This is a genomic window from Halosimplex salinum (genome assembly GCF_003730195.1).
GTDB lineage: Archaea > Halobacteriota > Halobacteria > Halobacteriales > Haloarculaceae > Halosimplex > Halosimplex salinum.
The window spans coordinates 1,080,718-1,103,670 of sequence record NZ_QWGG01000001.1 but is presented as its reverse complement, the minus strand read 5'-3'; the positions used below and the strand labels follow the sequence as shown (position 1 = coordinate 1,103,670).

22 protein-coding genes and 1 tRNA gene are annotated in these 22,953 nt (G+C 67.5%); 11 read left to right on the top strand and 12 right to left on the bottom strand.

Annotated features, from left to right (window positions below):
* Positions 1-34: 34 nt before the first annotated feature.
* The 7 genes from D1409_RS05330 to D1409_RS05300 all read right to left on the bottom strand — a co-directional run bounded on the left by D1409_RS05330 (position 35) and on the right by D1409_RS05300 (position 7,385).
* On the bottom strand, positions 35-268 hold the full coding sequence (locus D1409_RS05330; protein ID WP_235853510.1) for a type II toxin-antitoxin system HicA family toxin: 234 nt from the start codon (positions 266-268) through the stop codon (positions 35-37).
* Positions 269-328: 60 nt separating this feature from the next.
* Entirely contained in the window at positions 329-577 is a 249-nt protein-coding gene (locus D1409_RS05325) for a type II toxin-antitoxin system HicB family antitoxin (RefSeq protein WP_123534736.1), read from the bottom strand.
* A gap of 56 nt (positions 578-633) precedes the next feature.
* On the bottom strand, positions 634-2,592 hold the full coding sequence (locus tag D1409_RS05320) for an ABC transporter ATP-binding protein (RefSeq protein ID WP_206424969.1): 1,959 nt from the start codon (positions 2,590-2,592) through the stop codon (positions 634-636).
* A gap of 106 nt (positions 2,593-2,698) precedes the next feature.
* A complete protein-coding gene (locus D1409_RS05315; RefSeq protein ID WP_123534734.1) occupies positions 2,699-2,890 on the bottom strand; it encodes a hypothetical protein in 192 nt (63 codons plus the stop codon).
* 85 nt (positions 2,891-2,975) lie between these two features.
* A complete protein-coding gene (locus D1409_RS05310) occupies positions 2,976-5,846 on the bottom strand; it encodes a DEAD/DEAH box helicase (protein ID WP_123534732.1) in 2,871 nt (956 codons plus the stop codon).
* Between the two features lie 538 nt (positions 5,847-6,384).
* Positions 6,385-6,936, bottom strand: a complete 552-nt coding sequence (locus D1409_RS05305; protein WP_123534730.1) for a GNAT family N-acetyltransferase — start codon at positions 6,934-6,936, stop codon at positions 6,385-6,387.
* A gap of 131 nt (positions 6,937-7,067) precedes the next feature.
* The gene (locus D1409_RS05300) at positions 7,068-7,385 is read right to left on the bottom strand and encodes a HalOD1 output domain-containing protein (protein WP_123534728.1); all 318 of its coding nucleotides are present in this window, start codon (positions 7,383-7,385) and stop codon (positions 7,068-7,070) included.
* Positions 7,386-7,547: 162 nt separating this feature from the next.
* Here D1409_RS05300 and D1409_RS05295 point away from each other — a divergent pair, with 162 nt between their 5' ends.
* Together D1409_RS05295 and D1409_RS05290 are read left to right on the top strand one after the other, a co-directional pair.
* On the top strand, positions 7,548-7,847 hold the full coding sequence (locus D1409_RS05295) for a DUF5785 family protein (protein WP_123534725.1): 300 nt from the start codon (positions 7,548-7,550) through the stop codon (positions 7,845-7,847).
* A gap of 53 nt (positions 7,848-7,900) precedes the next feature.
* Positions 7,901-8,992: a hypothetical protein gene (locus D1409_RS05290; RefSeq protein WP_235853500.1), complete on the top strand. Its 1,092-nt coding sequence runs from the start codon at positions 7,901-7,903 to the stop codon at positions 8,990-8,992.
* 18 nt (positions 8,993-9,010) lie between these two features.
* On the opposite strand, the gene D1409_RS05285 is transcribed toward D1409_RS05290, so the two are convergent.
* Complete coding sequence (locus D1409_RS05285; protein WP_123534724.1) at positions 9,011-10,453, bottom strand: hybrid sensor histidine kinase/response regulator; 1,443 nt, start codon at positions 10,451-10,453, stop codon at positions 9,011-9,013.
* Between the two features lie 199 nt (positions 10,454-10,652).
* Positions 10,653-10,727, bottom strand: a tRNA-Glu gene (locus tag D1409_RS05280).
* 208 nt (positions 10,728-10,935) lie between these two features.
* On the opposite strand from D1409_RS05280, the gene D1409_RS05275 reads away from it, so the two are divergent.
* The 7 genes from D1409_RS05275 to D1409_RS05245 all read left to right on the top strand — a co-directional run bounded on the left by D1409_RS05275 (position 10,936) and on the right by D1409_RS05245 (position 18,023).
* Positions 10,936-11,466: a plastocyanin/azurin family copper-binding protein gene (locus D1409_RS05275; RefSeq protein ID WP_123534856.1), complete on the top strand. Its 531-nt coding sequence runs from the start codon at positions 10,936-10,938 to the stop codon at positions 11,464-11,466.
* 2 nt (positions 11,467-11,468) lie between these two features.
* Positions 11,469-13,469: a TAT-dependent nitrous-oxide reductase gene (gene nosZ / locus D1409_RS05270; RefSeq protein ID WP_123534721.1), complete on the top strand. Its 2,001-nt coding sequence runs from the start codon at positions 11,469-11,471 to the stop codon at positions 13,467-13,469.
* A 129-nt stretch (positions 13,470-13,598) separates the two neighbouring features.
* Positions 13,599-14,396: a hypothetical protein gene (locus D1409_RS05265; RefSeq protein ID WP_123534719.1), complete on the top strand. Its 798-nt coding sequence runs from the start codon at positions 13,599-13,601 to the stop codon at positions 14,394-14,396.
* A 30-nt stretch (positions 14,397-14,426) separates the two neighbouring features.
* A complete protein-coding gene (gene nosD, locus D1409_RS05260; protein WP_123534854.1) occupies positions 14,427-15,797 on the top strand; it encodes a nitrous oxide reductase family maturation protein NosD in 1,371 nt (456 codons plus the stop codon).
* Positions 15,781-16,695, top strand: a complete 915-nt coding sequence (locus tag D1409_RS05255; protein ID WP_123534717.1) for an ABC transporter ATP-binding protein — start codon at positions 15,781-15,783, stop codon at positions 16,693-16,695. Before nosD ends, D1409_RS05255 begins: the two co-directional genes overlap by 17 nt.
* Positions 16,692-17,612, top strand: a complete 921-nt coding sequence (locus tag D1409_RS05250; RefSeq protein WP_123534714.1) for an ABC transporter permease — start codon at positions 16,692-16,694, stop codon at positions 17,610-17,612. The genes D1409_RS05255 and D1409_RS05250 overlap by 4 nt, the downstream gene beginning before the upstream one ends.
* A 168-nt stretch (positions 17,613-17,780) precedes the next feature.
* Positions 17,781-18,023, top strand: coding sequence for an amphi-Trp domain-containing protein (locus tag D1409_RS05245; protein WP_123534712.1), 243 nt, complete (start codon positions 17,781-17,783; stop codon positions 18,021-18,023).
* Between the two features lie 339 nt (positions 18,024-18,362).
* Here D1409_RS05245 and D1409_RS05240 read toward each other — a convergent pair whose 3' ends face one another.
* Positions 18,363-19,025 carry a helix-turn-helix domain-containing protein gene (locus tag D1409_RS05240; RefSeq protein WP_123534710.1) on the bottom strand — a complete coding sequence of 221 codons (663 nt, stop codon included), beginning with the start codon at positions 19,023-19,025 and terminating at the stop codon, positions 18,363-18,365.
* 268 nt (positions 19,026-19,293) lie between these two features.
* Here D1409_RS05240 and D1409_RS05235 point away from each other — a divergent pair, with 268 nt between their 5' ends.
* Complete coding sequence (locus D1409_RS05235; RefSeq protein ID WP_123534708.1) at positions 19,294-20,130, top strand: sugar phosphate isomerase/epimerase family protein; 837 nt, start codon at positions 19,294-19,296, stop codon at positions 20,128-20,130.
* Between the two features lie 33 nt (positions 20,131-20,163).
* On the opposite strand, the gene D1409_RS05230 is transcribed toward D1409_RS05235, so the two are convergent.
* Entirely contained in the window at positions 20,164-21,162 is a 999-nt protein-coding gene (locus D1409_RS05230) for a hydroxyacid dehydrogenase (RefSeq protein WP_123534706.1), read from the bottom strand.
* A 101-nt stretch (positions 21,163-21,263) separates the two neighbouring features.
* Between D1409_RS05230 and D1409_RS05225 the strand changes: the two genes are divergently transcribed.
* Positions 21,264-22,007: an RraA family protein gene (locus tag D1409_RS05225; protein WP_123534704.1), complete on the top strand. Its 744-nt coding sequence runs from the start codon at positions 21,264-21,266 to the stop codon at positions 22,005-22,007.
* A gap of 20 nt (positions 22,008-22,027) precedes the next feature.
* On the opposite strand, the gene D1409_RS05220 is transcribed toward D1409_RS05225, so the two are convergent.
* A complete protein-coding gene (locus tag D1409_RS05220) occupies positions 22,028-22,921 on the bottom strand; it encodes an NAD(P)-dependent oxidoreductase (protein ID WP_123534702.1) in 894 nt (297 codons plus the stop codon).
* Between the last annotated feature and the right edge of the window lie 32 nt (positions 22,922-22,953).

Sequence of the window (22,953 nt, the reverse complement as noted above, 5' to 3'; positions counted from 1 at the left end):
TACTGTCTCAGTAGCCGCCGCATTCAAGAAGTCGTTAACCGAAGCTACGTCTTGCAGGGCGTTGGAGCTGGTGGACACAGTTTCCAAACCCTGCGGCCTCCCTTGGGAGGCTTTCTATGACACGCTCCAGGGTACCAGTGCCGATCTCGTCGTGAAGCGGAACGGGGACGGTCCGCGCGTCTGAATCGTGGTCCGCTGGCGGCTCCCACCGCAGGATGGCGTGATCGCCGTTGGTTCGAACCCACTCGTAGATACCGCTGTCCACCATCACTTTTACGACCTCTCTCCCGGAGAACGGACCAGTCGTCATTTCACTCCGCAGAGTACGTCACTCGAATATCTCGGAGTCGTCGAGCGATCCCGACTCGTTGTTCTCGGGATCGATTCCGAGTTCCCGAAGCTCTCCGTCCGTCGGTTCCTCGCCTTCGCCGCGGTAGCCCGCGAGCGCCTCGTCGAGATTCTCGAGGGCGGTCTCCTTGGTACGGCCCTGGGACGAGACTCCCGTTTCGGTGTCTCTTGCGACCCACCACTCGCCCTCGTCGGTCAGCGTGATCGTCGGTTCGACACCCTTGCTCATCAGGACATCGTACTGTGTCGCGTCAGTAAAACGTTGCGTCGAAGTGAGGTCCGGCGTCAGTCGTCCTCGGCGTCGAGCGCCTGCTGGGCGACGCGTTCGCTGGCCTGCTCCACGAACTCCTCTGGGAGTTCCTCGATTTCTCCCGCCTGTACGCGCCAGAGGTTGGCGTAGAGGCCGTCCTCGCCGAGCAGGTCGTCGTGGGTGCCGCGCTCGACGATCTTGCCGTCCTCGATGACGAGGATGGTGTCGGCGTCGCGCACCGTCGAGAGGCGGTGGGCGATGATGAACGTCGTGCGGTCCGCGGCGAGTTCGTCGATGGAGCGCTGGATGAGCATCTCCGTCTCCGTGTCGACCGCCGACGTGGCCTCGTCGAAGATCATGATCGCGGGGTGCTGGAGGATGGTCCGCGCGACGGCGACGCGCTGGCGCTGACCGCCGGAGAGCTTGACGCCGCGCTCGCCGATGTCCTGGTCGTAGCCGTTCGGGAGGTTCGTGATGAAGTCGTGGGCCTCGGCGCGCTTGCAGGCCGCGACGACCTCCTCGCGGGTGGCGTCGAACTGGCCGTACTTGACGTTCTCCTCGACGGTGCCGTCGAACAGGAAGTTGTCCTGGCCGACGTACCCCATCGACCCGCGCAGGCTGGAGAGGGTCACGTCGCGCACGTCGTGGCCGTCGATCCGGATCTCGCCCTCGTTCACGTCGTAGAGGCGCAGGAGGAGCTTGACGATGGTCGTCTTGCCGGCGCCCGTGGGGCCGACGAGGCCGACGGTCTCGCCGGGTTCGAGGTCGATATCGACGTCTTCGAGGATGATCTCGTCGCCGTCGTAGCTGAAGGTCACGTCGTCGTACTCGACGTGGCCCTCGATGTCTTCGAGGTCGACGGCGTCGGGCTTGTCCTGGATGTGTACGGGCAGGCTCATCAGGCCGAGGATGCGCTTGGTGGAGGCCTTGGCGTCCTCGTAGCGCTCGATGATGTTGCCCATCTGGGCGAGCGGATTGACGAGTCGCTGGGTCAGGAGGAGGAACGTGACGAGCGTCCCCACGGTGAGTTCGCCGTACTGTCGACCGAGGAACGAGAAGTCGTTCGTGATCGGGCCCGGCGGCCCCTGGAGGATCCAGACGCCGCCGACGATGAACGTCGCGATGAAGGCGAGGGAGGTGAGCACGCGCAGGCCCGGGCGGTAGATGAAGCCCAGTCGAAGCGCGAGCCAGTCGAGCCGGAAGTACCGGTAGGAGTGCTCCTCGACGCGTTCGTCCTCGTAGTCCTCGGTGTTGGAGGACTTGATGACCTGGATGCCGTTGAGGTTGTTCTCGAGGCGGCTGTTGAGGCTCCCGACGGATTCGCGGATGTCGGCGTAGCGCTCCTCGGCGAGTTGCATGTACCAGTAGGTGAAGACTGCCGAGAGCGGGACGACGATCAGCGTCACGACCGCGAGTTGCGGGTTGAGCCACAGGAGGATGACGGCCGTCCCGAGCATCAGGACGATGAGCTGGATCATCTCGCCCATCATCGAGTCGAGGAACTGCTCCAGCCGGTTGGTGTCGTTCGAGAGGATCGAGATGAGTTCGCCCGTCTGGACCTCGTTGAAGAAGTCCATGTCGAGGCGCTGCATCTGCTGGTACGTCGCGGTGCGGGCCTCGTGTTTCACGCGGTGTGAGAAGAGGTTCAGCGAGGAGGCCCGGACGAAGATGAGCAACGCCTGGCCGACCATCGCGACGCCCATCGTGCCGATGGCGAACCAGAACTGGCCCATCGTGGTGGTCGGGAGCCATGCCTCCGGGACGAACGGGAGGGAGAACGCGGCGTCGTCGCGGAAGATGGCGTCGATGGCGACCCCGAGGATGACCGGGGGAACCAGCGAGAAGAAGCGCGACCCGATGCTCGCGAGGACGCCGACCACGAACCAGCGTCTGTTGCCGTGGCCGAACTGCATGAACAACTGCCAGAGCGGGTGTTCGATCTCTTCGCGGTGACGTTCGATGTACTCCGAATCTATCGCTTGATCTGGGCTCACGGGTTAGGCTGTCACGCGTGTTAGCCATCGGGTTGGAAAAAGGAGTCGGTCGGCTACAGACTCGCCGCTAGTTCGGGGGAGACAGTCGGGTCGCGAAGCCGGGGACTCAGCACAGCTCGCCGAGGTCGCGCCACTCCTCCGTGTGGAGGCCGATTTCGAGTTCGCGCCCGCAGCCCTCGCAGTAGAGCGACCCGCTCCGGCGGTCCGGCGGGAACTCCGTCCACTCGCCGTGCTCGTCGCACTCGACGCGGATCCCGCGTTCCTCCCCATCGAGCAGTTCGACCGAGTAGGATGGCATCGATACCCCGTTCGGGGCCCAGCGGGAATAAGTCCGACGCCGGAGTCCGCTCGCGGTGGCGCCAGTAGCGGTCGACGACCGCCGCTCAGTCCCAGAAACTCCGGGTCCGCGCGTACTCCCGTTCGCGCCGGAGAATGTCGCGGTAGAACTCGTCCTCGTCCTCGCGGAGTTTGTTGATGATCCGGGCAGCGTTTCGCGGGCCGACGCCACGAGCGGCGAGCGCGATGACGGCCTGCCTGCCGTGGGTCTGGACGAGGCTCGCCGAGGTGTAGGCGCGCTCGGTCATCTTCTCCTGTTCGTCGTCCTTCTCGGCGGCTTTCACCGCCGACACGACCTCGTCGGCCCACGGATTGAGGGCTGCGATGCGGGTCGACCCGCACTCGGGACACTCCGGCTGCTCTCGAACTCGCTTGACCGGTTTCTTGCGCTTCCAGTCCTGGCAGTGCAGACAGAAGAGGATCATCCGGTCGCTCTGGATCCGCTCGCGCACCGTCTGGATGACGCTCGCGTCGGCGTGTTCCGGCGAGAGCAGTTCCTGCCCGGCGCTCCGGCCGCCGAGACCGATCGGCGTTCGCTCGCCGAGCAGTTCGACGGTGAGGTCGTCGGACTGGACTCGCTCCAGGACGTCCGCCGCGCCGTCTACGTCCAGTTCCTCGTGGAGCATCTCGCGCACGGCCTCGTCGTAGACGGGCGTGCCCTCCAGCGCGTCCATGAGGCGGTCGCGGCCGAACTTGTTGCTCGACCCGCGGCCGCGCCAGCGCTTGAGCGCGCCGAACTTCGTCGCCACCTGCGCGACCTTGAACTTCAGCGAGTCGGAGTTCTTGAGGCTCAACTCGATGAGTTCGGGGACGTGCTCGGGGTCGGTGTCCTCCAGCACGTCGACCACGTCGGTGGCGCTCACGTTCCGGGGGACTTCGAGTTCGATCCGGTAGGGGTCGATCTCCATGCCGACCGAGGAGCCCGTCCGCTGGCCCAGAAGCGCCGACAGGAGGCGCCCGAGCGTCTCGTTTATCTTGTGGCCGAAGCCGGCGTTGACGACGAGTTCCCGCCCGCGGAACTCGACAAGGAGGGTGTCGTCCGTCGGGATGGGGTGGTCGTGGTCGGCCAGCTGTTCGAGGCCGACGGCGATAGTCTCGGCGTCGCCGTCGTAGCGAGCGGTGAACTCCCGAGACACGGAGTCCACGGACGCACCGGACTGGAGCTGTCGCCCCGCGATACCTCGCATCTCGCCCACCTCTTGCGCGACGGCGTAGGGCACGGGGATCTCGGAGCCGGTCCACGAGGGGACCTCGCCGCCGGGGTCCTCGACCGGGGAGACGGTGACGGTCTCCTCCTCCTCGTCGATCTCGGTGATGCGCCACATCTCGCCGCGCTGGATGAACACTTCGCCCGGCGTCGCGAAGTTGACCACGAACCGCTCGTCGAGGGTGCCGACGTCGCGGCCGCTGGCCACGTCCTGGACGCTGTAGGTCGCCTCGTCTGGGATCATCGACAGGTTGTGGTAGAAGTACTGCCACGTTCCCCGCCGTTTCTGGATCTCGTCGACCTCCTCGTCCAGCCAGACCACCTTGTTCCCGGCCAGTTCGCGGACGACGCTCTTGAACTCGCGCTCGCTCAGGTCGCGGAAGGGGTAGGCCCGCGTGAGTATCTCGTAGGCTCGCATCGCGCGGATCTCGCCGAAGTCCATGACGAGGCCGGCGATCTGGTTGGCGACCGTGTCGAGGCTCCCGTCGTGGATGTCCGCCGACTCGACCTCTCCCGCCCGCGCCTTCCGGGCGATGGCGAGCGCCTCCAGCGTGTCGTCGGGGTGGGTCGTGACGACGGTGCCACGGGAGACCAGGTCCCGCCGGTGACCCGCCCGTCCGACGCGCTGGAGCAGGCGTGTCACCTGCCGCGGGCTGTTGTACTGGATCACGTGGTCGACGTGGCCCACGTCGATGCCCAGTTCCATCGACGACGTGCAGAGCAGGCCGTCCAGTTCGCCCGCTTTGAAGCTGTCCTCGACCTCGATGCGGGAGTCCTTGGCCAGCGAGCCGTGGTGGACGCCGATGTTGGCGTCGAGTTCCTTGAACCGCGAGCCCAGCGCCTCCGCCAGCTGGCGAGTGTTGACGAATATCAGCGACGACTCGAACTCCTCGACCAGATCGCGGATGTAGCGGACGTGGCTCGCGAAGTCCGGGTCGGTCATCAACTCGCCGGCGAGTCCCTCGTCCTCGTCCGTGACCTCCGGTGACCGGACGCGCACGTCGAGGCGGCTCCCCACGTCGATCTCGACGACCTCGCACCCTCTGTCGCCGGTCAGGAATCGCCCGACCTCCTGGGGGTCGCCCACGGTCGCCGAGAGGCCGATCCGCTGGAAGCCGTCGGCGAGTTCGAGCAGTCGTTCGAGGGCGACCGTCATCTGCGCGCCGCGCTTCGAGACGGCGAGTTCGTGCACCTCGTCGACGACGACGTGGTCCACGTCGGTCAGCGCGGTCCGCAGCTTCGACCCGGTCAGCATCGCCTGGAGCGTCTCGGGAGTCGTGACCAGTACGTCGGGCGGGTCGTTGGCCTGCTTTTGCCGCTGATAGTCCGTGGTGTCGCCGTGACGGACCTGCACGTCGAGATCGAGACGTTCGCCCCACCACTCCAGGCGCTCGCGCATGTCGCGGTTGAGCGCCCGCAGCGGCGTGATGTAGAGCGCGCCGATGCCGAACGTGTCCTGCCCTTCCAGTGCATCGAGAACCGGGAGCATCGCCGTCTCGGTCTTCCCGGTTCCCGTCGGCGAGACGACGAGGACGTTCTCCCCGTCGACGAGCGGCGGAATCGCCTTGCGCTGTGGCTCCGTGGGCGTCTCGAACCCCCGTTCCGAGAGCGCGGCCCGAACCTCCGAACCCAGCGCGGCGAACGCCGCCGGATCGCCCGCGCTCGACCCGTTCACGGCGTCCGCCTCACCGGCTGCTCCGGCGTCTGTCATCTCGCCCGTGCTATGGGTTTGAACCGATTAAGGGCGCCGATTCCGGGTTCGATTTCGCCCTCGATCTGATCACATCTGGCGCGCGCTGGCGCGCGCTTTCATGCGCGCGACGAAACGTGCGAGGGATGACTGAGGGAGCGGAGTCGTTCGAAAGGCGCGTAGCGCCTTTCGTGATGACGAGAGAGCTCCGCTCTCTCGGACCACGACCGAGGGAATCGGCTGGGGAGGCGTGAGGGTGTTTGCGGTGCTGTGCCGGGCTGTCTGCCGTGCCGCCCTGGCGGACTGAAAGGGCGAGGCCCGGTCGCGCCGACCGCAGGGAGGGCAGTCGCTGAGCGAGCACTATCCGAACGAAGTGAGGATATCTCGCTCAGCGACCGCGAGCGGGCCGAGGGCTTTCATCGCTTGCTGTCGGTAGCTGTACGAACGACTGCTAGCGAGCGGGTCAAGGGCTTTCAGCGGTGGCTGTCGGTAGCGGTCCAATCGACCGTTACCGAGTGCTTCTAGCGGACACGAGGAACACGAACACGGAGAGTACGTCTCACCCCTGATCGAGCCACTCCTCGCGCAAGAGCCCATATTGAACCATGTCCCGGTACTCGCCGTCGACGAACATGAACTTCCGGCGCCGGCCCTCCTCCGAGAAGCCGAGCGACTCCAGCAGGCCCCGAGAGGCGTCGTTGTGGTCGAACGCGCCGGCACCGATCGCCGGCTTGTCGTACGAGCGGAAGACGTAGTCCACGACCAGCCCGACGGCCTCGCTCCCGTAGCCCTGACCGTGGACCTCGGGAATCAGCCAGTAGCCCAGTTCGGGCCGGCGGTAGTGCATCTCCTCGGCGTTCACGGCGCCGATCCGTCTGACCTCGTCCTCGTCGACTTGGCCCGGTCCGGCGTCCTCGCCGTCGAGACAGACCAAGAACCGGTCCGTCCCCTCCTCCGCGGAGACGTTCATGGCTTCCTGATTCCGCAAGTAGGAGCCGAGGGGGTAGCGGATCTCGTCGTTCGCGCTGGCCCGCTGGAGGAAGGGCACGTCCTCCGCTTCGACCGTCCGGAGCGTGACGCGGTCGCCGCTGGCGATGCGTGCGCCTGGCATGTGGGACAGGAGTCCTCACCGGGGCATCCGTCTTCCGGTCTGTCGAGATAAATTCGAGTGTGCCGCCCGCCGACCCGTGCGGGGTGGCGAGCGCGTCCGTGTGTTTCGGCCGTGGCTCGGCCGTCCGTGACTCACCGACTCGCTTCGTCGACGACGTCGTCGTGGAGCGGTGTGAGGCGGAGCGAGTCGCCGGCGACGACTTCGACGAGGAACCCGTGATACCGGAACGCGACTCGACATCGGCCGTCCGAGTCGTCGGCGCTGTCGAGGAGTCCGTCGAGGGCGTCAGGGTCGAGGGTCTGGCCGAGCGGTTCGAGCAACTCGGGTTCGCAGTTCGTGAGTGCGGCGACGGCTCTGAGTACCGCGACGCTGGGTGACTCGGGCGCGATCGCCTCGAGTTCGGCTTCGTAGACGTGGGACTCGTCGCCCCAGGCTCTCTGATCGTTCATGGTTCGGTGGGGTGGCGACACCAGCGGCAGCCTGCCAGCGATCGTACACAGGGATATTCGGGCAAGTACCTGATGTCTATGTGATTAGGTACGGGACACTGGATCGACCCGTCCGACGCGGAGAGAGAAATCCTTTTGCGTGATTCGTCCGCACGTGGGGGTATGGACTGGCCGCACGACCCCGACGGTGACGAGGGGAGCGAGGGACGCCGCAAGTACGGGCAGGCGGTGCTCGCGAAGAAGATCGACGAGGACGAGGACTTCCCGCTGACCCAGTCGGAGTTCGTCGACGCCTACGGCGACCACCCGATCCGCATCGACTACGAGACGGTCGTCAGCGTCGCCGACATCTTCGACCACGTCGACCAGGCGGAGTACGAGGACTTCCCCGACTTCCACAAGGCGGTCGGACAGGCGCTCCGCGACGCCGACTACTGGCCCTACCGGCTCGAACACGCGTAGTCCGGCCGGAGTTTTAGGGGGCCGGCGCTCGTCGCTCGGGACGAGACCCGACAGTGGCAGACCGAACCGACGGCGACTCCGGCTCCGACTCTACCACCGATTCCGGAGAGGACGACCCGCGACGTGCCGATTCGGACGCCCAGAGCGCCGATACGTTGCGCGAACGAGCCGGCGAGAACCGGCTGAAGCTCTGGCTGTTCTTCGAGGCCGACCGCAGACTGGTCGCGGTCGCCGGCGCACTGATCGTCTTCGTCACGCTCGTCGGCGTCGGCGTCCTCACGCCGAACGTGACCGGGCATCTCCGGAGCGGCGACCCCATCGAGACCGCGTTCCAGGCGTTCATCGGTGCGATCATCACGGGCGTCACGCTCGTCGTGACGCTCAACCAGCTCGTCCTCTCGCAGGAGTTCGGGACGCTGGACCAGCAACGCGACCGGTTCGAGGGGACGATGGACGCCCGCGAGACCGTCGCCGACCACACCGACGTGGCCGTCTCTCCCTCTGACCCGTCGGCGTTCCTCCGCGTCATCGTCGAGGCGGCGGCCGCGGACGCCAGTGCCCTCCGCGACGGACTCGGCGCCGACACGCCCGACCACGTCGCCGAAGCCGTGTCGGACCTCGTCGACGGGGTTCGCTCGAACGCCGACACCGTCGGCGACCAGCTCGACGGCGCGACTTTCGGGACGTTCGACGTGCTCTCGGCGGCGCTCGACTTCAACTACTCGCTGAAGGTGTTCGACGCGCGCCGCATCCGCAACGAGTACGAGGACGACTTTTCGGAGGCGACGCTGGAGCGGTTCGACGAACTCGTCATCACGCTCGAACTGTTCGCTCCCGCGCGCGAACACATCAAGACACTGTACATCCAGTGGGAGCTCATCGACCTCTCGCGGTACGTGATGGGCAGTGCCATCCCGGCGCTCCTCGTCTCCGTCTCCACGCTCCTGTTCTACTCACCCGGGACGCCCGGCGGGTCCGTACTCGGCGTCCCGATGATCGTCCTCTTCGTCAGCGCGGCCGTCACGGTGTCCGTCACGCCGTTCCTGATCCTCCTCTCGTACGTCCTGCGCATCGCGAGCGTCACGAAACGGACGCTGGCGATCGGTCCGTTCACGCTCCGGAACACCGTCGACCAGGACGAGTGAGCGAATCGCGCCTCGCGGTCACGAGACCGGTTCGACGCCGGTGACTTCGAAACGCGCTCCGCCCTCGTCGCACTCCGAAAGTTCGACCGCCCAGCCGTGTGCCTCCGCGATCCGGTCGACGACCGCGAGACCGGACTCCATGGTCTCCGGCGCGGTGGACAACCCGGACTCGAACACCTGCTCGCGTACGTCCGAGGGGACTCCCGGGCCGTCGTCTTCGACGTAGAACCCGTCGTCCGTCTCGTCGATCGTGACTGTCACGGACCGCTCGTCGGCCCCCGACCGACTGCTCGTGGAGCCGTGCTCCACGGCGTTTCTGATCAGGTTCTCGAGCAGTCGTGCGAGCCGGTCCCTGTCGGCCCGGACCGTCAGGTCGGTCTCGACTACGAGCCGTCCCTCGTCGGAACCGGCGGTCTCCCAGCAGTCGGCGGCGAGAATCGCCAGATCGACGGGGACGGTGTCGGTGATCGTCTCTCCCTGTCGCGACAGGGTCAGGAGGTCGTCGATCATGGTCTCCATCCGGTCGACGGCCCTGTGACCGCGCTCGAAGTGTTCGGACTCGCCGGACCGCTCGGCGGACCCCAGGGCGTCTCGTACGGCGTCCAGCGGTTCGCGGAGGTCCTGGGAGACGAGCTTCGTGAACTCCGCCAGCCGTTCGTTCTTCCGTTCGAGCGCTCGCTCGCGTTCCTCGCGGTCGGTGACGTCGACGGAGACGCCCAGGACGGCCCGCTTGTCGGTCTCGGCCAGGCCGTAGGGGAGCACCCGCGGTTCGAAGCGATGGATCTCCCCCGTCGCGTCAGCGAGTTCGATCCCCGTGATCCGCGACGGGGATCCCGACTCCAGCACGTCCGCGAGGTCGGAGAGGAACTGGTCGGCGTCGTCGCCGAGGACCTCGCTCACGTGTCTCCCCTCGATGTCGTCGACGGTCGTGCCGTGGAACTCCGCCAGCGCCTCGTTGGCGAGCAGGTACGTCCCGTCCTCGTCGGTGACGTAGAGCAACTGCGGGAGCGAGTCGACGATCTCCCGGAGTCGCTTCCGACTCCGCTCGACGAGTCGCCGGGAGCGGTCGTGTTCGACCGCGTTGACGATCCGATTGGCCAGCACGGTGTACCGGTCGGTCCCGCTCCCCTTCTGGAGGTAGTCCGTCACGCCGGCCGAGATCGCGTCGCTGGCGACCTCCTCCGACCCCTTGCCGGTGAACAGGATGAACGGCAGGTCGGGGTGCTCCGTGCGGACGGACTCGAGGAACTCGATCCCGTTCTGTCCGGGCATGTCGTAGTCCGAGACGATACAGTCGACCGCGCCCGCTGTCAACCGCTCCTCCCCCTCGTCCGCGTCCGTCGCTATCTCGACGTCGAATCGGTCGTCCTCTCGCTCGAGGAACGTGGCGGTCAGTTCCGCCAGGTCTCGGTCGTCGTCCACGTGGAGCACTCGGATGACGCGACCGGACCCCGAACTCATACCGACCAGAAGTTCAGACCGCTACAAAACCGTTGTGCCACGAGTATCGGGACTGAAAGTTACACTCGCGGCTCGGTCACTTACTTCCACAGAAAGATGCTCCGTCTGGGATTTGAACCCGATGCCAGACCTCCCTGCGGTCGGTCTGCCGTGGTTCGAATCCAGAACGTGCGCGCTTCGCTCACTTCGTTCGCTGTAGTGCTCCGTCTGGGATTTGAACCCAGGTCATCGGCTCGAAAGGCCGAAATGATTGGCCGGACTACACCAACGGAGCGCACGACGCGTCGTCGTGTTTCGAGGATTGGACCGGTGGTATAAAAACTCGTCTCTCTCGGGTCGGTGTGGTGGTCACTGACGTGCGGCCCGCCGCGGCGCCCGGGCGACTGTCCGCTCCGTTCGGGCGAACATATTCGGATCTGTTCCGGTCGCGCGAGAACGCGCTGGACGGTATATCAGTGAGTGTCCGCCAGATACGGATGTCGATGACCAGTACCGATCCATCTAGACGGCAGGTGTTACGGGTCGCGGGAGCAGCGGTCGCCGGCGGTGCAGTGGCGGGCTGTTCGGCCGCGCCCGGCGGATCTTCGGACAGTGACGGTGGCGACGGTGGGTCCGAGGACACGCCGACGCCCACGCCGTCTGGCGACGGCGGGGACGACAGTTCGGGCGAGGAGTGGACGGAAACGGATACGGTCGAGATGACGGACGAGCTCGGCTACGAACCCGAGCGGATCCGGGTCGAGGCCGGGACGACGGTGACCTTCGACAACGTCGGCAGTATCGGGCACACCGTCACGGCCTACGACGACGGCATCCCGGACGACGCCGAGTACTTCGCGTCGGGCGATTTCGACTCACAGGACGCCGCTTCGGAGGCCTACAGCGAGGACCAGTCGGGGAACGTGCCCGCCGGAGAGACCTACGAATACACGTTCGAGACGGAAGGCACGTACGAGTACTACTGCATCCCCCACGAGCTGAACGGGATGGTCGGCTACGTCGAGGTGGTCTAACTATGAGTGAAGACAACACCGATACCGAGCGATTCGTCGAGGAACACGAGCGACAGATCAACGACCTCCTGCAGGACGTCGAGGACCCCGCCCAGACGAGCGACGACGACGGGTTCTCGATGCAACTCGGCGGGCTCGAACTCGGCCGCCGCGACTTCATGAAAGCCGGAGCGGCGGCCGGTGTGGCGAGCGCGGCGGGCGCGCTGGCCGGCTGTCAGACGGCGCTCCCCGACAGCGCGACGCCGAACGACAGCGGCGACGGCGGATCGCAGGGGTCGTCCTCCGGGCACGGCCATCTGGTCGCGCCGGGCGAGAAAGACGAGTACTACGGCTTCTGGTCGGGCGGCCACTCCGGGGAGATCCGCATCATCGGCATCCCGTCGATGCGCGAACTCCAGCGCATCCCCGTGTTCAACACCGAGGCCGCCCGCGGGTACGGCTACGACGACCAGACGACGGAGATGCTCGAGAACGAGGGCGGCGGCTACACCTGGGGCGACAACCACCACCCCAACCTCTCCGAGACGGACGGCGAGTACGACGGCGAGTACCTCTACGTCAACGACAAGGCCAACGGCCGCATCGCGCGAGTCAACCTCAAGTACTTCGAGACGGACGCCATCGTGGACGTCCCGAACGTGCAGTCTGTCCACGGCTGTACGGTCCTCTCGCCGGACACGAAGTACATCCTCGGGAACGGCGAGTTCCGGACGCCGCTGCCCAACGACGGCCGCGACGTCAACGACCCCGACAAGTACACCGCGCTGTTCTCCGCCGTCGACCCCGAGTCGATGGAGACGGTCTGGCAGGTGAAAGTCGACGGCAACCTCGACATCGTCGACACCGGCAAGGAGGGGCGCTGGGCCATCGCCTCCTGTTACAACAGCGAGGAGGCGGTCGAGATCCAGGGGATGACTCACGACGACCGCGACTACGCGAAGGTCTTCGACATCCCGGCCATCGAGGAGGCCGTCGACGCCGGCGAGTACGAGGAGATCAACGGCGTGCCCGTCGTCGACGGGACGCGAGACAGCGACCTCAACGAGGGCGACGACCCGCTCGTGCGCTACGTCTCGACGCCGAAGTCGCCCCACTGCGTCGAGGTCGGCCCGGACGGCAAGTACGCGTTCATCGCCGGGAAGCTCTCGCCGACGGTGACGATGCTCGACCTCGACAAGATCGGCGAGGTCGACGACCCGAGCGACGCCGTCGCGGGTCGGCCCAAGGTCGGCCTCGGGCCGCTCCACACGACCTTCGACGGGAACGGGCACGCGTACACGAGCCTGTTCATCGACTCGCAGGTCGCCAAGTGGGACATCGAGGAGGCGGCCAACGCTGAACTGGGCTCGTCGGACCCGGTCATCGAGAAACAGGACGTCCACTACAACCCCGGACACATCCAGGCGCTGGAGGCGATGACGACCGACCCGGACGGCGAGTGGCTCGTCTCGCTGAACAAGCTCTCGAAGGACCGCTTCCTCCCGGTCGGGCCGATCCACCCGGACAACGACCAGCTCATCCACATCGGCGACGGCGAGAAGGAGATGGAGCTCGTCGCGGACCACCCGGCGTACCCGGAACCGCACGACTGCATCTTCGCGCACAAGGACAAGATCGATCCCGCGACGACGTGGGACCGTGAGGACTACGAGGGCGAGAAGCCGTTCGTCACCGAGGAGGACTCGGGCGTCGAGCGCATCGACGAGGAGACCGTCCACGTCAAGGCCTCCTCGAAGCGCTCGGAGTACGGCATGTTCGACTTCACCGTCAAGGAGGGCGACGAGGTCCGCCTGACGATGACCAACGTCGAGGGCGTGCGCGACATCATCCACGGCGTCGCCATCCCCGAACACGACGTGAACCTCGCCATCGCACCGCAGGACACCCGCGAGGTGACGTTCACGGCCGACGACCCCGGCGTCTACTGGATCTACTGTACGTACTTCTGCAGCGCGCTCCACCTGGAGATGCGCTCGCGGATGATCGTCGAACCGCGCGACTGACCGGACCGACCCGAGCACCCGCCCCCTGAGCCGCGCGGGTTTCACCGCCCGCGGCTTTTCGCGTCACAGGAATCGAACGCCAACTGCCCCACGACAGACAAAACGACCCACAGCACTGCGGTGATACCCATGAACTACGAACCACCCGACCTCGGCGAGTTCACGCAGCTCCGACGCGCCCTGCCGCTCGTCGCGGCGGCGCTGTTGCTCGTCGCGCCGATCCTGCCGATGTGGCACATCGTCGTCGACGCCGTGCAGTACCCGGACACGACGCTCCGGCTCCACCTGCACGCCTACCCGTACATCGGCGGCGACTACGAGGAGATGGCCGCGCTGAACCACTACATCGGGTTCTACTACCCGGACCCGGTGTTCTGGCAGCCGAACTACGAACCCCACCCGAACGCGATCGACGTGCCCGAGTGGTCGCTCGGCCCGTTCGCCTTCGCCGCGCTCGCGGCCGCCGGGCTGTTCGTCGCGCTCGCGCCGGACGGCGACCGGCTCCGCCGCGGGCTGACCTACCAGCTCGCCGGCTCGGTCACGGTGCTGACGGTCATGCTCGTCGACATCCAGTACCGCCTCTACCAGGCCGGCCACACCCTCGACCCGGGTGCGCCGGTGATGGGCGTCGACGGCTTCACGCCGCCGCTGTGGGGGACCTACGAGGTCGCGAACATCACGAGCCACTCCCGGCTCGGGATCGGTGCCTACGTCACGGGCGCCGCGATCGGCCTGCTCGTCGTCGCGTTCTACTACCGCGACGCGACGGTGACGTTCGGCGACGTCCCCGACAGGATCGCCGCCCGGATAGAGGGCGGCCGCGACTGGCTCGACGAACGCACCGTCGGCGACGACGAGTGGGCCGAGGGTGACGACGACCCGGACCGCGACGACCGGTCCGGCCCCGGCCCGAGCGGAGGTGACTGACCCGTGCGACTGCCGTCGACCGAGTCGCTCATGGCCGCTGTCGCCGCCGCGCTCCTGGTGGCCTCGGCCGGGACGGTCCTCGCCGTCCCGACCGACGCGACGCCCACCGGCGACGACGTCGCGTTCGACGCCGGCGTCCCGGAGTCGTTCGACTTCGCTCCGACCGAGCAGCCCGGTGTCGCGACCGTCGACGGCGAGCGCTACGACGAACTCCGCGCGGCGCTCGACGCCGCCGACCCGGGCGACACCGTCGCTCTCCGCGGGCGCTTCGACACCGCGGACGCGGTCGTCGTCGAGACGCCGAACGTGACGATCCAGCGCGCTGAGGCCGCCGGCGACGCCCGCCCGCTCCTCGACGGACCCGGCGAGGGCGACGTGCTCGTCCTGAACGCCACCGGGGTCACCGTCGACGGGCTGTGGGTCCGTGACTCCGGCTACGAGACCGAGGGCAACGACGCCGCGATCTGGGTCGCCGGCGACGGCGTCACCGTCCGCGACACGCGAGTGACGGAGACGACCTTCGGGATCTGGGTCGACGGTGCCGCCGACGTGACGCTGGTCGGGAACACGATCCTCGGCCGCGAGGAAGTCCACCCGCTCACGGACCGCGGGAACGGCATCCAGCTGTGGGAGGCGACGGACACCGACGTCGCGGACAACCGTATCGCCGACGCCCGCGACGGGATCTACTTCTCGTTCGCGGAGGGCGTCGAGGCGCGTAACAACACGCTGTGGGACCTCCGATACGGCGTCCACTTCATGTACTCGAACGACAACACGCTCACCGAAAACACGGCGTTCGACAACGACGTGGGCTACGCGCTGATGGTCTCGGAGGAGCTGCGCCTCCTGAACAACACCGCCGTGAACAACACCGGTCAGAGCGGCCACGGGGTCCTCCTGAAGGGCATCGACGACACGACCGTCCGGGGGAACCACCTCGTCGGGAACGGGAACGGCCTGTTCCTCTACAACTCCCTCGACAACGAGATCGCGTACAATCTCGTCGCGGGCAACGACGCCGGCGTCCACCTCTCGGCCGGGAGCGTCCGCGAGTCGGTCCACCACAACACGTTCGCGCGCAACGCGCTCCAGGTGCGCGCCGACGTCGGCGAACAGGTCGTCTGGAACGGCTCGGTCGGTAACTACTGGGCGGGCGCCGACGCGCGCGACGTGGACGGCGACGGCGTCAGCGAGACCCGCTACCGCCCCGCGGGCATGGTCCAGCACCTGACCGCCCAGCACCCGAACGCGAGCGTCTTCACCGGCAGTCCGGCGTTCGAGGTCGTCAGACTCGCCGAACGGAGCCTACCGGTGGTCGAGGCGCCCGGCGTCGTCGACCACAGACCGCTCGTCGACCCCCCACACGAATGGAGAGACTACTATGATCGAAGTCACTGATGTCACGAAGCGGTACGGCGGCGTCGTCGCGCTCGACGGCGTGTCGCTGTCCGTCCCCGACGGCGCATCGCTCGGCCTGGTCGGCACGAACGGCGCGGGCAAGACGACCCTGTTCCGCCTGCTCGTCGGCCACGAGACGCCCGACGCCGGGACCGTTCGGGTCGCCGGCGTCGACCCCACCGCCGGCACTCGCGTCCGCGAGCGGGTCGGCTACCTCCCGGAGGACGCCGGCTTCCAGCCAGCGCTCACGGGGTCGGAGGTCCTCGGCTACTACGCCGACATGTCCGGCGTCGAGGCGCCGCGGGTCGAGACGCTCCTCTCCGTGGTCGGACTCGAGGGCGCCGGCGACCGGCGCGTCGGCGGCTACTCCAACGGGATGAACCGCCGACTCGGGCTCGCGACCGCGCTGCTGGGCGACCCCGACGTGCTCCTGCTCGACGAGCCGACCGCCGGGCTGGACCCCGGCGGCGTCGACGCGTTCAATCGCGTCGTGGAGCGAGTCCGCGAGGAGCGCGACGTGACGGTCGTCCTCAGCACGCACGTCCTGAGCGAGGTCGAGGCGCTGTGCGACCGCGTCGCCGTGCTCGACGACGGTCAGTTGCGGACGGTCGGCACGGTCGAGGAGGTGGTCCGAGCGGCCGGCGACGCAGTGACCATCACCGCCGGATACGCCGACGAAGCCACTCGTTCGAGCGTGACCGAGACTGTCCGAGCAGCCGTTCCCGAGGCGTCGCTCACGGCTCGCACGACCGACCTCGAACTCGCGGTCGAACGCGACCGGGTCAACGACGCGCTCGCGGCGGTCGTCGAGACCGACCCCGAGTCCGTGAGCGTCGACGAACCGGGGCTCGAAGCCGCGGTTCGCCGGACCGTCTCCAACGGAGGTGAACGAGCGTGACCGATTCGGAGAGCGAGGGGGTCGACGCGCCCCACGACGAACGACCGTGCCCCGACGGGGGCGCGACCGCCCGTGCGTCCGCGTCCGCCACGGCGACCGAAACCGCGGGCTCTGTCGACACCGTGCGGCAGGTGTTCGGCGTCGCTCGCCGGGAGTACCGGGTGCTCGCGCGCGCCCGCTGGAGCGTCGGGCTCGCCGCGCTGTTCGGCGTCTTCTCGCTGGCGGTCGTCGGCCTCACCGGCACCGCGACCGGGCCGACCAGCGTCGGCGCGCTGCTCGTGACCCTCGCCGAGCTCTCGGTGTACCTCGTGCCGCTGGCCGCGCTCGCGCTCGGGTACGGCACCGTCGTCGGCGCCGACGAACGCGGGACGCTGGAACTCCTGCTATCCGTTCCGCTCGGCCGCACCGCCCTGTTGGTCGGTACCTTCCTCGGCCGCGCGGCGACGCTCGCGGTCGGGATGACCGTCGGGCTCGGTCTCGGCGCCGTCGCGGTCGGCCTCCGCTTCGGGCCCGCGGTCCTGCCGGCGTACCTCCACTATCTGCTGACCGCGGTGACCGTCGGCGTCGCCTTCCTCGCGCTCGGCGTCTGCATCTCGGCCGCCGCGACGGAGAAAGCCCGCGCGCTCGGCGGCGCGCTGCTCGCGTGGGTGTGGTTCGTGCTCGTCTACGACCTCGTCGCGCTGGGGGTCGTCGTGGCGCTCGACCCGCCGCGCTGGCTCCTGAGCGCGCTCGTCGTCGCGAACCCGGCCGACGTGCTCAGGCTGGTCGTCCTCTCGCTCGTCCCCACCAGCGGCGGTGGGGCCGGCGCCGTCCTCGCCACCGCGGCCGTGTCGACCCCGGCTATCCTCGCTGGCCTGGCGGTCTGGATCGTCCTGCCGCTCGCGGTCGGCGGGCGGTTGCTGGGTCGGCGGGCCTGAGCGGTCGGCAGGATTCGATCGCTCGATTACCGCTGTGATCGCTTCCCGTCTCGAATACCGTTCGAAACACCGTAAATGGTCCACTGAGCATGTGTGTGGCCGTAACTCGTTCTACTGTTCCGAGAACTACACTCGAACATATGTCTCTCCTCGACGTAGTTAGAGTCGATGCCGGAAGACCAGCTCTTCAAAACCGAGGAACAGGCTTCGAGAACGGAGATCTCTGAAGCGTTACGCGACGCTGCAGATCAGGTCGAATCCGGGGACGTCACGTTAGTGAGCGCCACAGCGGAACAGACTGTGACTGTTCCGGAGAACCCCCGATTCGAAGTCGAACTCGAACGACTCACGGATTCGGAATCCGGAGACCAACGGTACGAACTGGAGTACGAGATCAGGTGGACGGAGTAGCGCTCTCTTCGTGTTGACTCCGTCCTCTGTATCCGCAAGCTGTTCTCGACACGTCCCGTTCGAGCCAGTATTCGGACTGACGTGAGCGTCTCTCCGTACCGAGCACCCGCCGGGCGCCGGAGGCGCGAGGCTGTTCAACGCATCGAGGCCGAAGGCCGAGATTCGGGCTTCCCCATGAGTAGCGAGGGAGCGACGCTCCCTCGGACCGTTCGCGCGGCGACGCCGCGCGAAGACGAAGCGGACGACACCTCGTCAGAGGGGCGCTCCGACTGTGTTTTCACCCACGTTTTTCGGCAGGGTCGTGGACTCCTCCGGGGAAATAGTGGTAACGAGGTGGTCTCAGTGCTGGATCGCGGGCGTGCGTTCGCTGCTCAGGTCCGTCTCGTCGACGAACTCCTTGACGATCTTCTCCTCGGCGCGGTGGAGCGTCTCGCTGCAGGTCGACTTCGCGATGTCGGACTCGTCGGCGAGTTCCGTCAGCGTGCACTCGCGGGGCGTGTCGTAGTACCCCTCGCGGACGGCGGTCTGGACGAGCCTGTGCTGTTTGGGCGTGAGTAGCTGCTCGGTCTCCATCTCCTGGCGGACGGCGATGACCTCGAAGTCGATGCCGAACTGCCGGAGCTGGTCGCCGAGGGTCGAGAGCCGGTCCCGGGGTGCGGTGACCTCCCACTGGACCGTTCCGTCGACGACGGTGAAGGGGAGTTCGAGCGGCGTCCCGGCGTTGCGAACCGGCAGGAGGAGCACGGGGTTCGACGTCTCGAACTGGACGAGCGCGGTGTCGTCGGTCCGCTGGAGGTAGTCCGTGCTGGTCACCTCCTCGTAGGCGTCCATCTCGACGACGATCTCCTCGACGGCCTCGGCCGTGATCTCGGCCAGTGCGACCCCGCCCTCCCCCTTCGGAAACACCGTCAGGATCTCGAACTGCGCGTCGGGGTAGTTACGGGACAGTTCGCCGATCCACACCGAGTCCGGGACGGTGATCTCCAGTTTGGCCCGCGGCATACCCGTAATTACGGGCCCCGAGGACTATCAGTGTTCCCGAACATGTTCGGAAATTCGACCGCCGAACTGCCGTTCAACCGAACAATGTTCGGGAACTACGGGTTGCTGGTCCGGGCTTCGGGGCGTCCCGATTACTCCGAACGCCTCGCGTGCCCCGGTCGATCCCGCTTGCCCTGGCCGATCCCGCTTGCCCCGACCGATCCCGCTGGTTCCGGGCGAACCCGCTGGCTCCGGCAGGGGTTTGTGGGCGGTCGCCGTAGGCGAGCGCATGCGACTCGGAGGGCGGCTATTCGCCGACTACGACAGTCCAAAGGAGTGGATCGACGCGGTGCGGGAGTGGGGATACTCGGCGGCCTACTGCCCGCTCGATCCGGGTACCGAGAGCGAGACGATCCGTGCCTACCGCCGGGCGGCGGCGGACGCGGACGTGTCCATCGCCGAGGTCGGGGCGTGGGGACACAATCCGGTCAATCCCGATCCCGAAGCACGCCGGGAAGCCGTCGAGGCGTGTACGCGACACCTCGAACTGGCCGACGAGATCGGCGCGAATTGCGCGGTCAACGTCGCCGGGTCGCGCGGCGACTCGTGGGCCGGTCCACATCCCGAGAACTTCGACGAGGCGACGTTCGATCTGGTCGTCGAGACCGTCCGGGATATCGTCGACGGCGCCGACCCGGACGACGCGACGTACACGCTCGAAGCGATGTCGTGGATGGTCCCCGACTCTGTCGAGAGCTACCGGCGCCTCCTCGACGCGGTCGACCGCGAGGCGTTCGCCGTCCACTTCGACCCCGTCAACCTCGTGGCCTCGCCTCGACAGTACGCCGACACCGCGGGGCTGATCGAGGCGTTCGTGGACGAGTTCGGGTCGGAGATTCAGTCGGTCCACCTCAAGGACGTTGCGATGGGCGAGGACCCGCTCGTCCACCTCTCGGAGGTGCCTCCGGGTGAGGGGAATCTCGATTATCACGCGCTCCTGCGGGCGCTCGACGGACTCGACGACGATCTTCCGGTCATGCTCGAACACCTCGACGGCCCCGAGGAGTACGAACGGGCCGCGGCGCACGTCCGGTCGGTCGCCGACGAGGTCGGCGTCTCGGTGTAGCCGGCCCGGCCGGTGCGAGCGCGCCGAGAGTCCTTACCGCGTCATCGTCGCCCACTGCTCGCGAGGGATCCGGTATTCGAGCGAGGTCCCGTCACGGAAGCGCTCGACGTCGTCCAGCACGGCGGCGGTCAGCGGCGGTCGGATCTCCGACCCGCCGACGTGCGGCGTCAGGAGCACGTTCTCCAGCGATCGGAGTTCGTGGTCGGCCGGGAGCGGTTCCTCGTGGTACACGTCGAGCGCCGCCGAGATTCTGCCGGAACGGAGTTCCGCGAGGAGGGCGCCTTCCTCCACGATCTCAGCACGAGCGGTGTTGACCAGCAGTGCACCGTCGGGGATCTGCGCGAGTCTGTCCGCGTCGAGCATCCCGACCGTCTCCTCCGTGCGTGCCGCGTGGACCGAGACGACCCGGGAGTCGAGCGCCGTCTTCAGGTCCGTCAGCGACGCGGACGGCCACTCGGACAGGTCCTCGGCGTCGACGTACGGATCGTACACGGAGACGGTAGCGCCGAACGAGTCGAGGTGGTCGAGCAGGTTCCGTCCGATGGTGCCGAGACCGACCAGACCCACGTCGGCCTCGTGGAGCGTCCGGATCTCGGCGCCCTCGCCGTCGCCTGTGCCCCACTCGCCCGCGCTCATCGTGCGGTCGAGCGCGGGGACGGCACGTAACTGCGAGAGCAGGAGCGCGAGAGTGTGCTCTGCGGTGTGGTCGGCCATCACGTCGTTGGCGCTCACGACGGCGATCCCGGCGTCGTAGACGGCTTCGGAGACGAGCGAGGCCACACTCCCGCCGGTGTGGGCGACCAGCGAGAGGTCGTCGGCCGCGTCGAGCACGTCGGCAGTGACCCGCGGACTGCCCCAGCCGGTCACGAGCACGTCGACGCCGTCGATACGATCTCGCAGTTCCGCTTCGGTGAAGTCGTCGACGTCCGGGTTCCACTCGACGGTCCCGAGCGATTCGAGGCGGTCGCGCATACCCGGCGGGAAGAACGAGTCGCGCAAGTCGCCCGCGGGCAGGGTCACGAGGATTCGCATACGCGGCGATTTCGGCCCTCGCGCATAAAGACCGGTCCTCGACTCGCGGAACGGACGACCGCCACCCCAGCGATTATTGTCGGGCCGACGGAAGCGCGGCCATGGCTGACAGACCGCTCTCGGCCGACGAGCGCGCCGAACTGCTGGAGTCCTACGAGGGACTGCGCGTCCCCGACGTGACCGACGGGATGGACTTCCTGGGCTTCCACGACGTGAACCGACTCGACTCCGACGTCGAACCGCTCCACCGTGATTACGAGGCGTTCTCCCACCGCTTCGTCGGCTTCGCCAACACGATCCGCTTCCTGCCGGCTCGCCGACCACGTGACCTGCCCGCCCAGGACGAGCGAACGTTCGAGACGACGACGGCGTGGCGCGACGAGTGGTACGAGGAGATATCGGGGGAACCCGAGGACGTACGCGAGGGCGACGTGATCGTCGTCGAGTCCCACGAGATGGACGTCGGTATCGTCGGGTCGGCGAACTCGCTGCATTGGCACGGCGAGGGCGCGGTCGGCGTCGTCACCAACGGCGGCCCGCGCGACACCGACGAGATCGTCAAACAGGGCACCCCGGTCTACGCGAAGGACCGCAACAAGACGATCATCCCCGGGCGCGCCGAACTCGACGACACGCACGTCCCCGTCAACGTCGGTGGCGCGCAGATCCGCACCGACGACGTGATCGTCGCCGACGGCGACGGCGTGGTGGTCGTCCCGCGGGAAGTCGCCCACGAGGTGGCCGAGGCCGCCCGCCGCGAGCAGGCCGACGACCAGGAGTTCCGCCGCGAGCTCTACGAGAAGGCCGGCCTCGAACCCGACTTCACGCTCGAACAGGACGAGTGAGCGCTCCGCGGCGTCGCTCGCTACTGCGAATCGTCGGCCGCTGGCTGGAACTCCCGGTCGGTGGCGTCGTTGAGCAGTTCCCAGTATCGCAGGAGCGTCGCAGCGTGGCCGTCGTCGGGACCGGTCCGTCGGACGGTCGCCTTGTACGCCTCGTGGACGGCCGCACCGATCGGGAGCGCGGTGTTCCCCTCGCGGGCCACGTCCCGGGCGTACCCGACGTCTTTGTGCCAGATGGCGAGGCCGCCCAGCCCCTCGATTCCCTGCGAGAAGTCGCGCTCGATATACCGATCCCACACGTCCATGCCGAAGAAGTCGCGGAGGTGGGCGGGATCGACGCCGTTGTCGCGCGTGAACTCGACGATCTCGGCGTCGAGGGCGTTCTGTCCCGCGTAGCGCATCTGGAGCGCGAGTTTGAGGATCGTGGCCTTCCCGACCGGGCCGACGTGGAGGTGGTCGTCGCTCAGGAGTTCGACCAGTTCGCGGGCGGACTCGTAGGCGTCGTCGTTGGCCCCGACCATCATGTGCGCGCCGTCCCGTGGCGCGGCCCGGGTGATCGGCGCTTCGACGAACGACGCCCCGCGTTCCTCGCACCACGTCTCGCAGTCTCGCGAGGTGTCGGGGTGGGTCGTCGTCACGTCGACGACCGTCTGGCCCGCCGAGAGCGCGCTCAGAATCCCGTCTGCGCTCTGCATCACCGCCTCGACCTCCGGCGTCCCCGGGAGCGCGAGGACGAGGAGGTCGGCGCGGTCAGTCGCGTCCGCCGGGCTCTCGGCGGCGGTCGCGCCTCGCTCCGCGGCGGCTTCGATCTGTGATTCGTCCACGTCGTAGGCGACGACGTCGTACTCGGTGTCGGCGAGTCGGTCGAGGAACGTCTTCCCGATGTAGCCGACGCCGATCAGTCCGACTGTGGGCATGTCCGAATCCTCTCGGACGCGCTCAATAAACG

Bases quoted from the DNA above. Each gene is read 5' to 3' on its own strand.
- D1409_RS05265 (WP_123534719.1), top strand. From the start codon at position 13,599: ATGAACTACGAACCACCCGACCTCGGCGAGTTCACGCAGCTCCGACGC.
- D1409_RS05225 (WP_123534704.1), top strand. From the start codon at position 21,264: ATGGCTGACAGACCGCTCTCGGCCGACGAGCGCGCCGAACTGCTGGAG.
- D1409_RS05295 (WP_123534725.1), top strand. From the start codon at position 7,548: ATGGACTGGCCGCACGACCCCGACGGTGACGAGGGGAGCGAGGGACGC.
- D1409_RS05330 (WP_235853510.1), bottom strand. From the start codon at position 268: ATGGTGGACAGCGGTATCTACGAGTGGGTTCGAACCAACGGCGATCAC.
- D1409_RS05255 (WP_123534717.1), top strand. From the start codon at position 15,781: ATGATCGAAGTCACTGATGTCACGAAGCGGTACGGCGGCGTCGTCGCG.
- D1409_RS05285 (WP_123534724.1), bottom strand. From the start codon at position 10,453: ATGAGTTCGGGGTCCGGTCGCGTCATCCGAGTGCTCCACGTGGACGAC.
- D1409_RS05325 (WP_123534736.1), bottom strand. From the start codon at position 577: ATGAGCAAGGGTGTCGAACCGACGATCACGCTGACCGACGAGGGCGAG.
- D1409_RS05315 (WP_123534734.1), bottom strand. From the start codon at position 2,890: ATGCCATCCTACTCGGTCGAACTGCTCGATGGGGAGGAACGCGGGATC.
- D1409_RS05245 (WP_123534712.1), top strand. From the start codon at position 17,781: ATGCCGGAAGACCAGCTCTTCAAAACCGAGGAACAGGCTTCGAGAACG.
- nosD (WP_123534854.1), top strand. From the start codon at position 14,427: ATGGCCGCTGTCGCCGCCGCGCTCCTGGTGGCCTCGGCCGGGACGGTC.
- D1409_RS05300 (WP_123534728.1), bottom strand. From the start codon at position 7,385: ATGAACGATCAGAGAGCCTGGGGCGACGAGTCCCACGTCTACGAAGCC.
- D1409_RS05235 (WP_123534708.1), top strand. From the start codon at position 19,294: ATGCGACTCGGAGGGCGGCTATTCGCCGACTACGACAGTCCAAAGGAG.
- D1409_RS05275 (WP_123534856.1), top strand. From the start codon at position 10,936: ATGACCAGTACCGATCCATCTAGACGGCAGGTGTTACGGGTCGCGGGA.
- D1409_RS05240 (WP_123534710.1), bottom strand. From the start codon at position 19,025: ATGCCGCGGGCCAAACTGGAGATCACCGTCCCGGACTCGGTGTGGATC.
- D1409_RS05230 (WP_123534706.1), bottom strand. From the start codon at position 21,162: ATGCGAATCCTCGTGACCCTGCCCGCGGGCGACTTGCGCGACTCGTTC.
- nosZ (WP_123534721.1), top strand. From the start codon at position 11,469: ATGAGTGAAGACAACACCGATACCGAGCGATTCGTCGAGGAACACGAG.
- D1409_RS05310 (WP_123534732.1), bottom strand. From the start codon at position 5,846: ATGACAGACGCCGGAGCAGCCGGTGAGGCGGACGCCGTGAACGGGTCG.
- D1409_RS05305 (WP_123534730.1), bottom strand. From the start codon at position 6,936: ATGCCAGGCGCACGCATCGCCAGCGGCGACCGCGTCACGCTCCGGACG.
- D1409_RS05220 (WP_123534702.1), bottom strand. From the start codon at position 22,921: ATGCCCACAGTCGGACTGATCGGCGTCGGCTACATCGGGAAGACGTTC.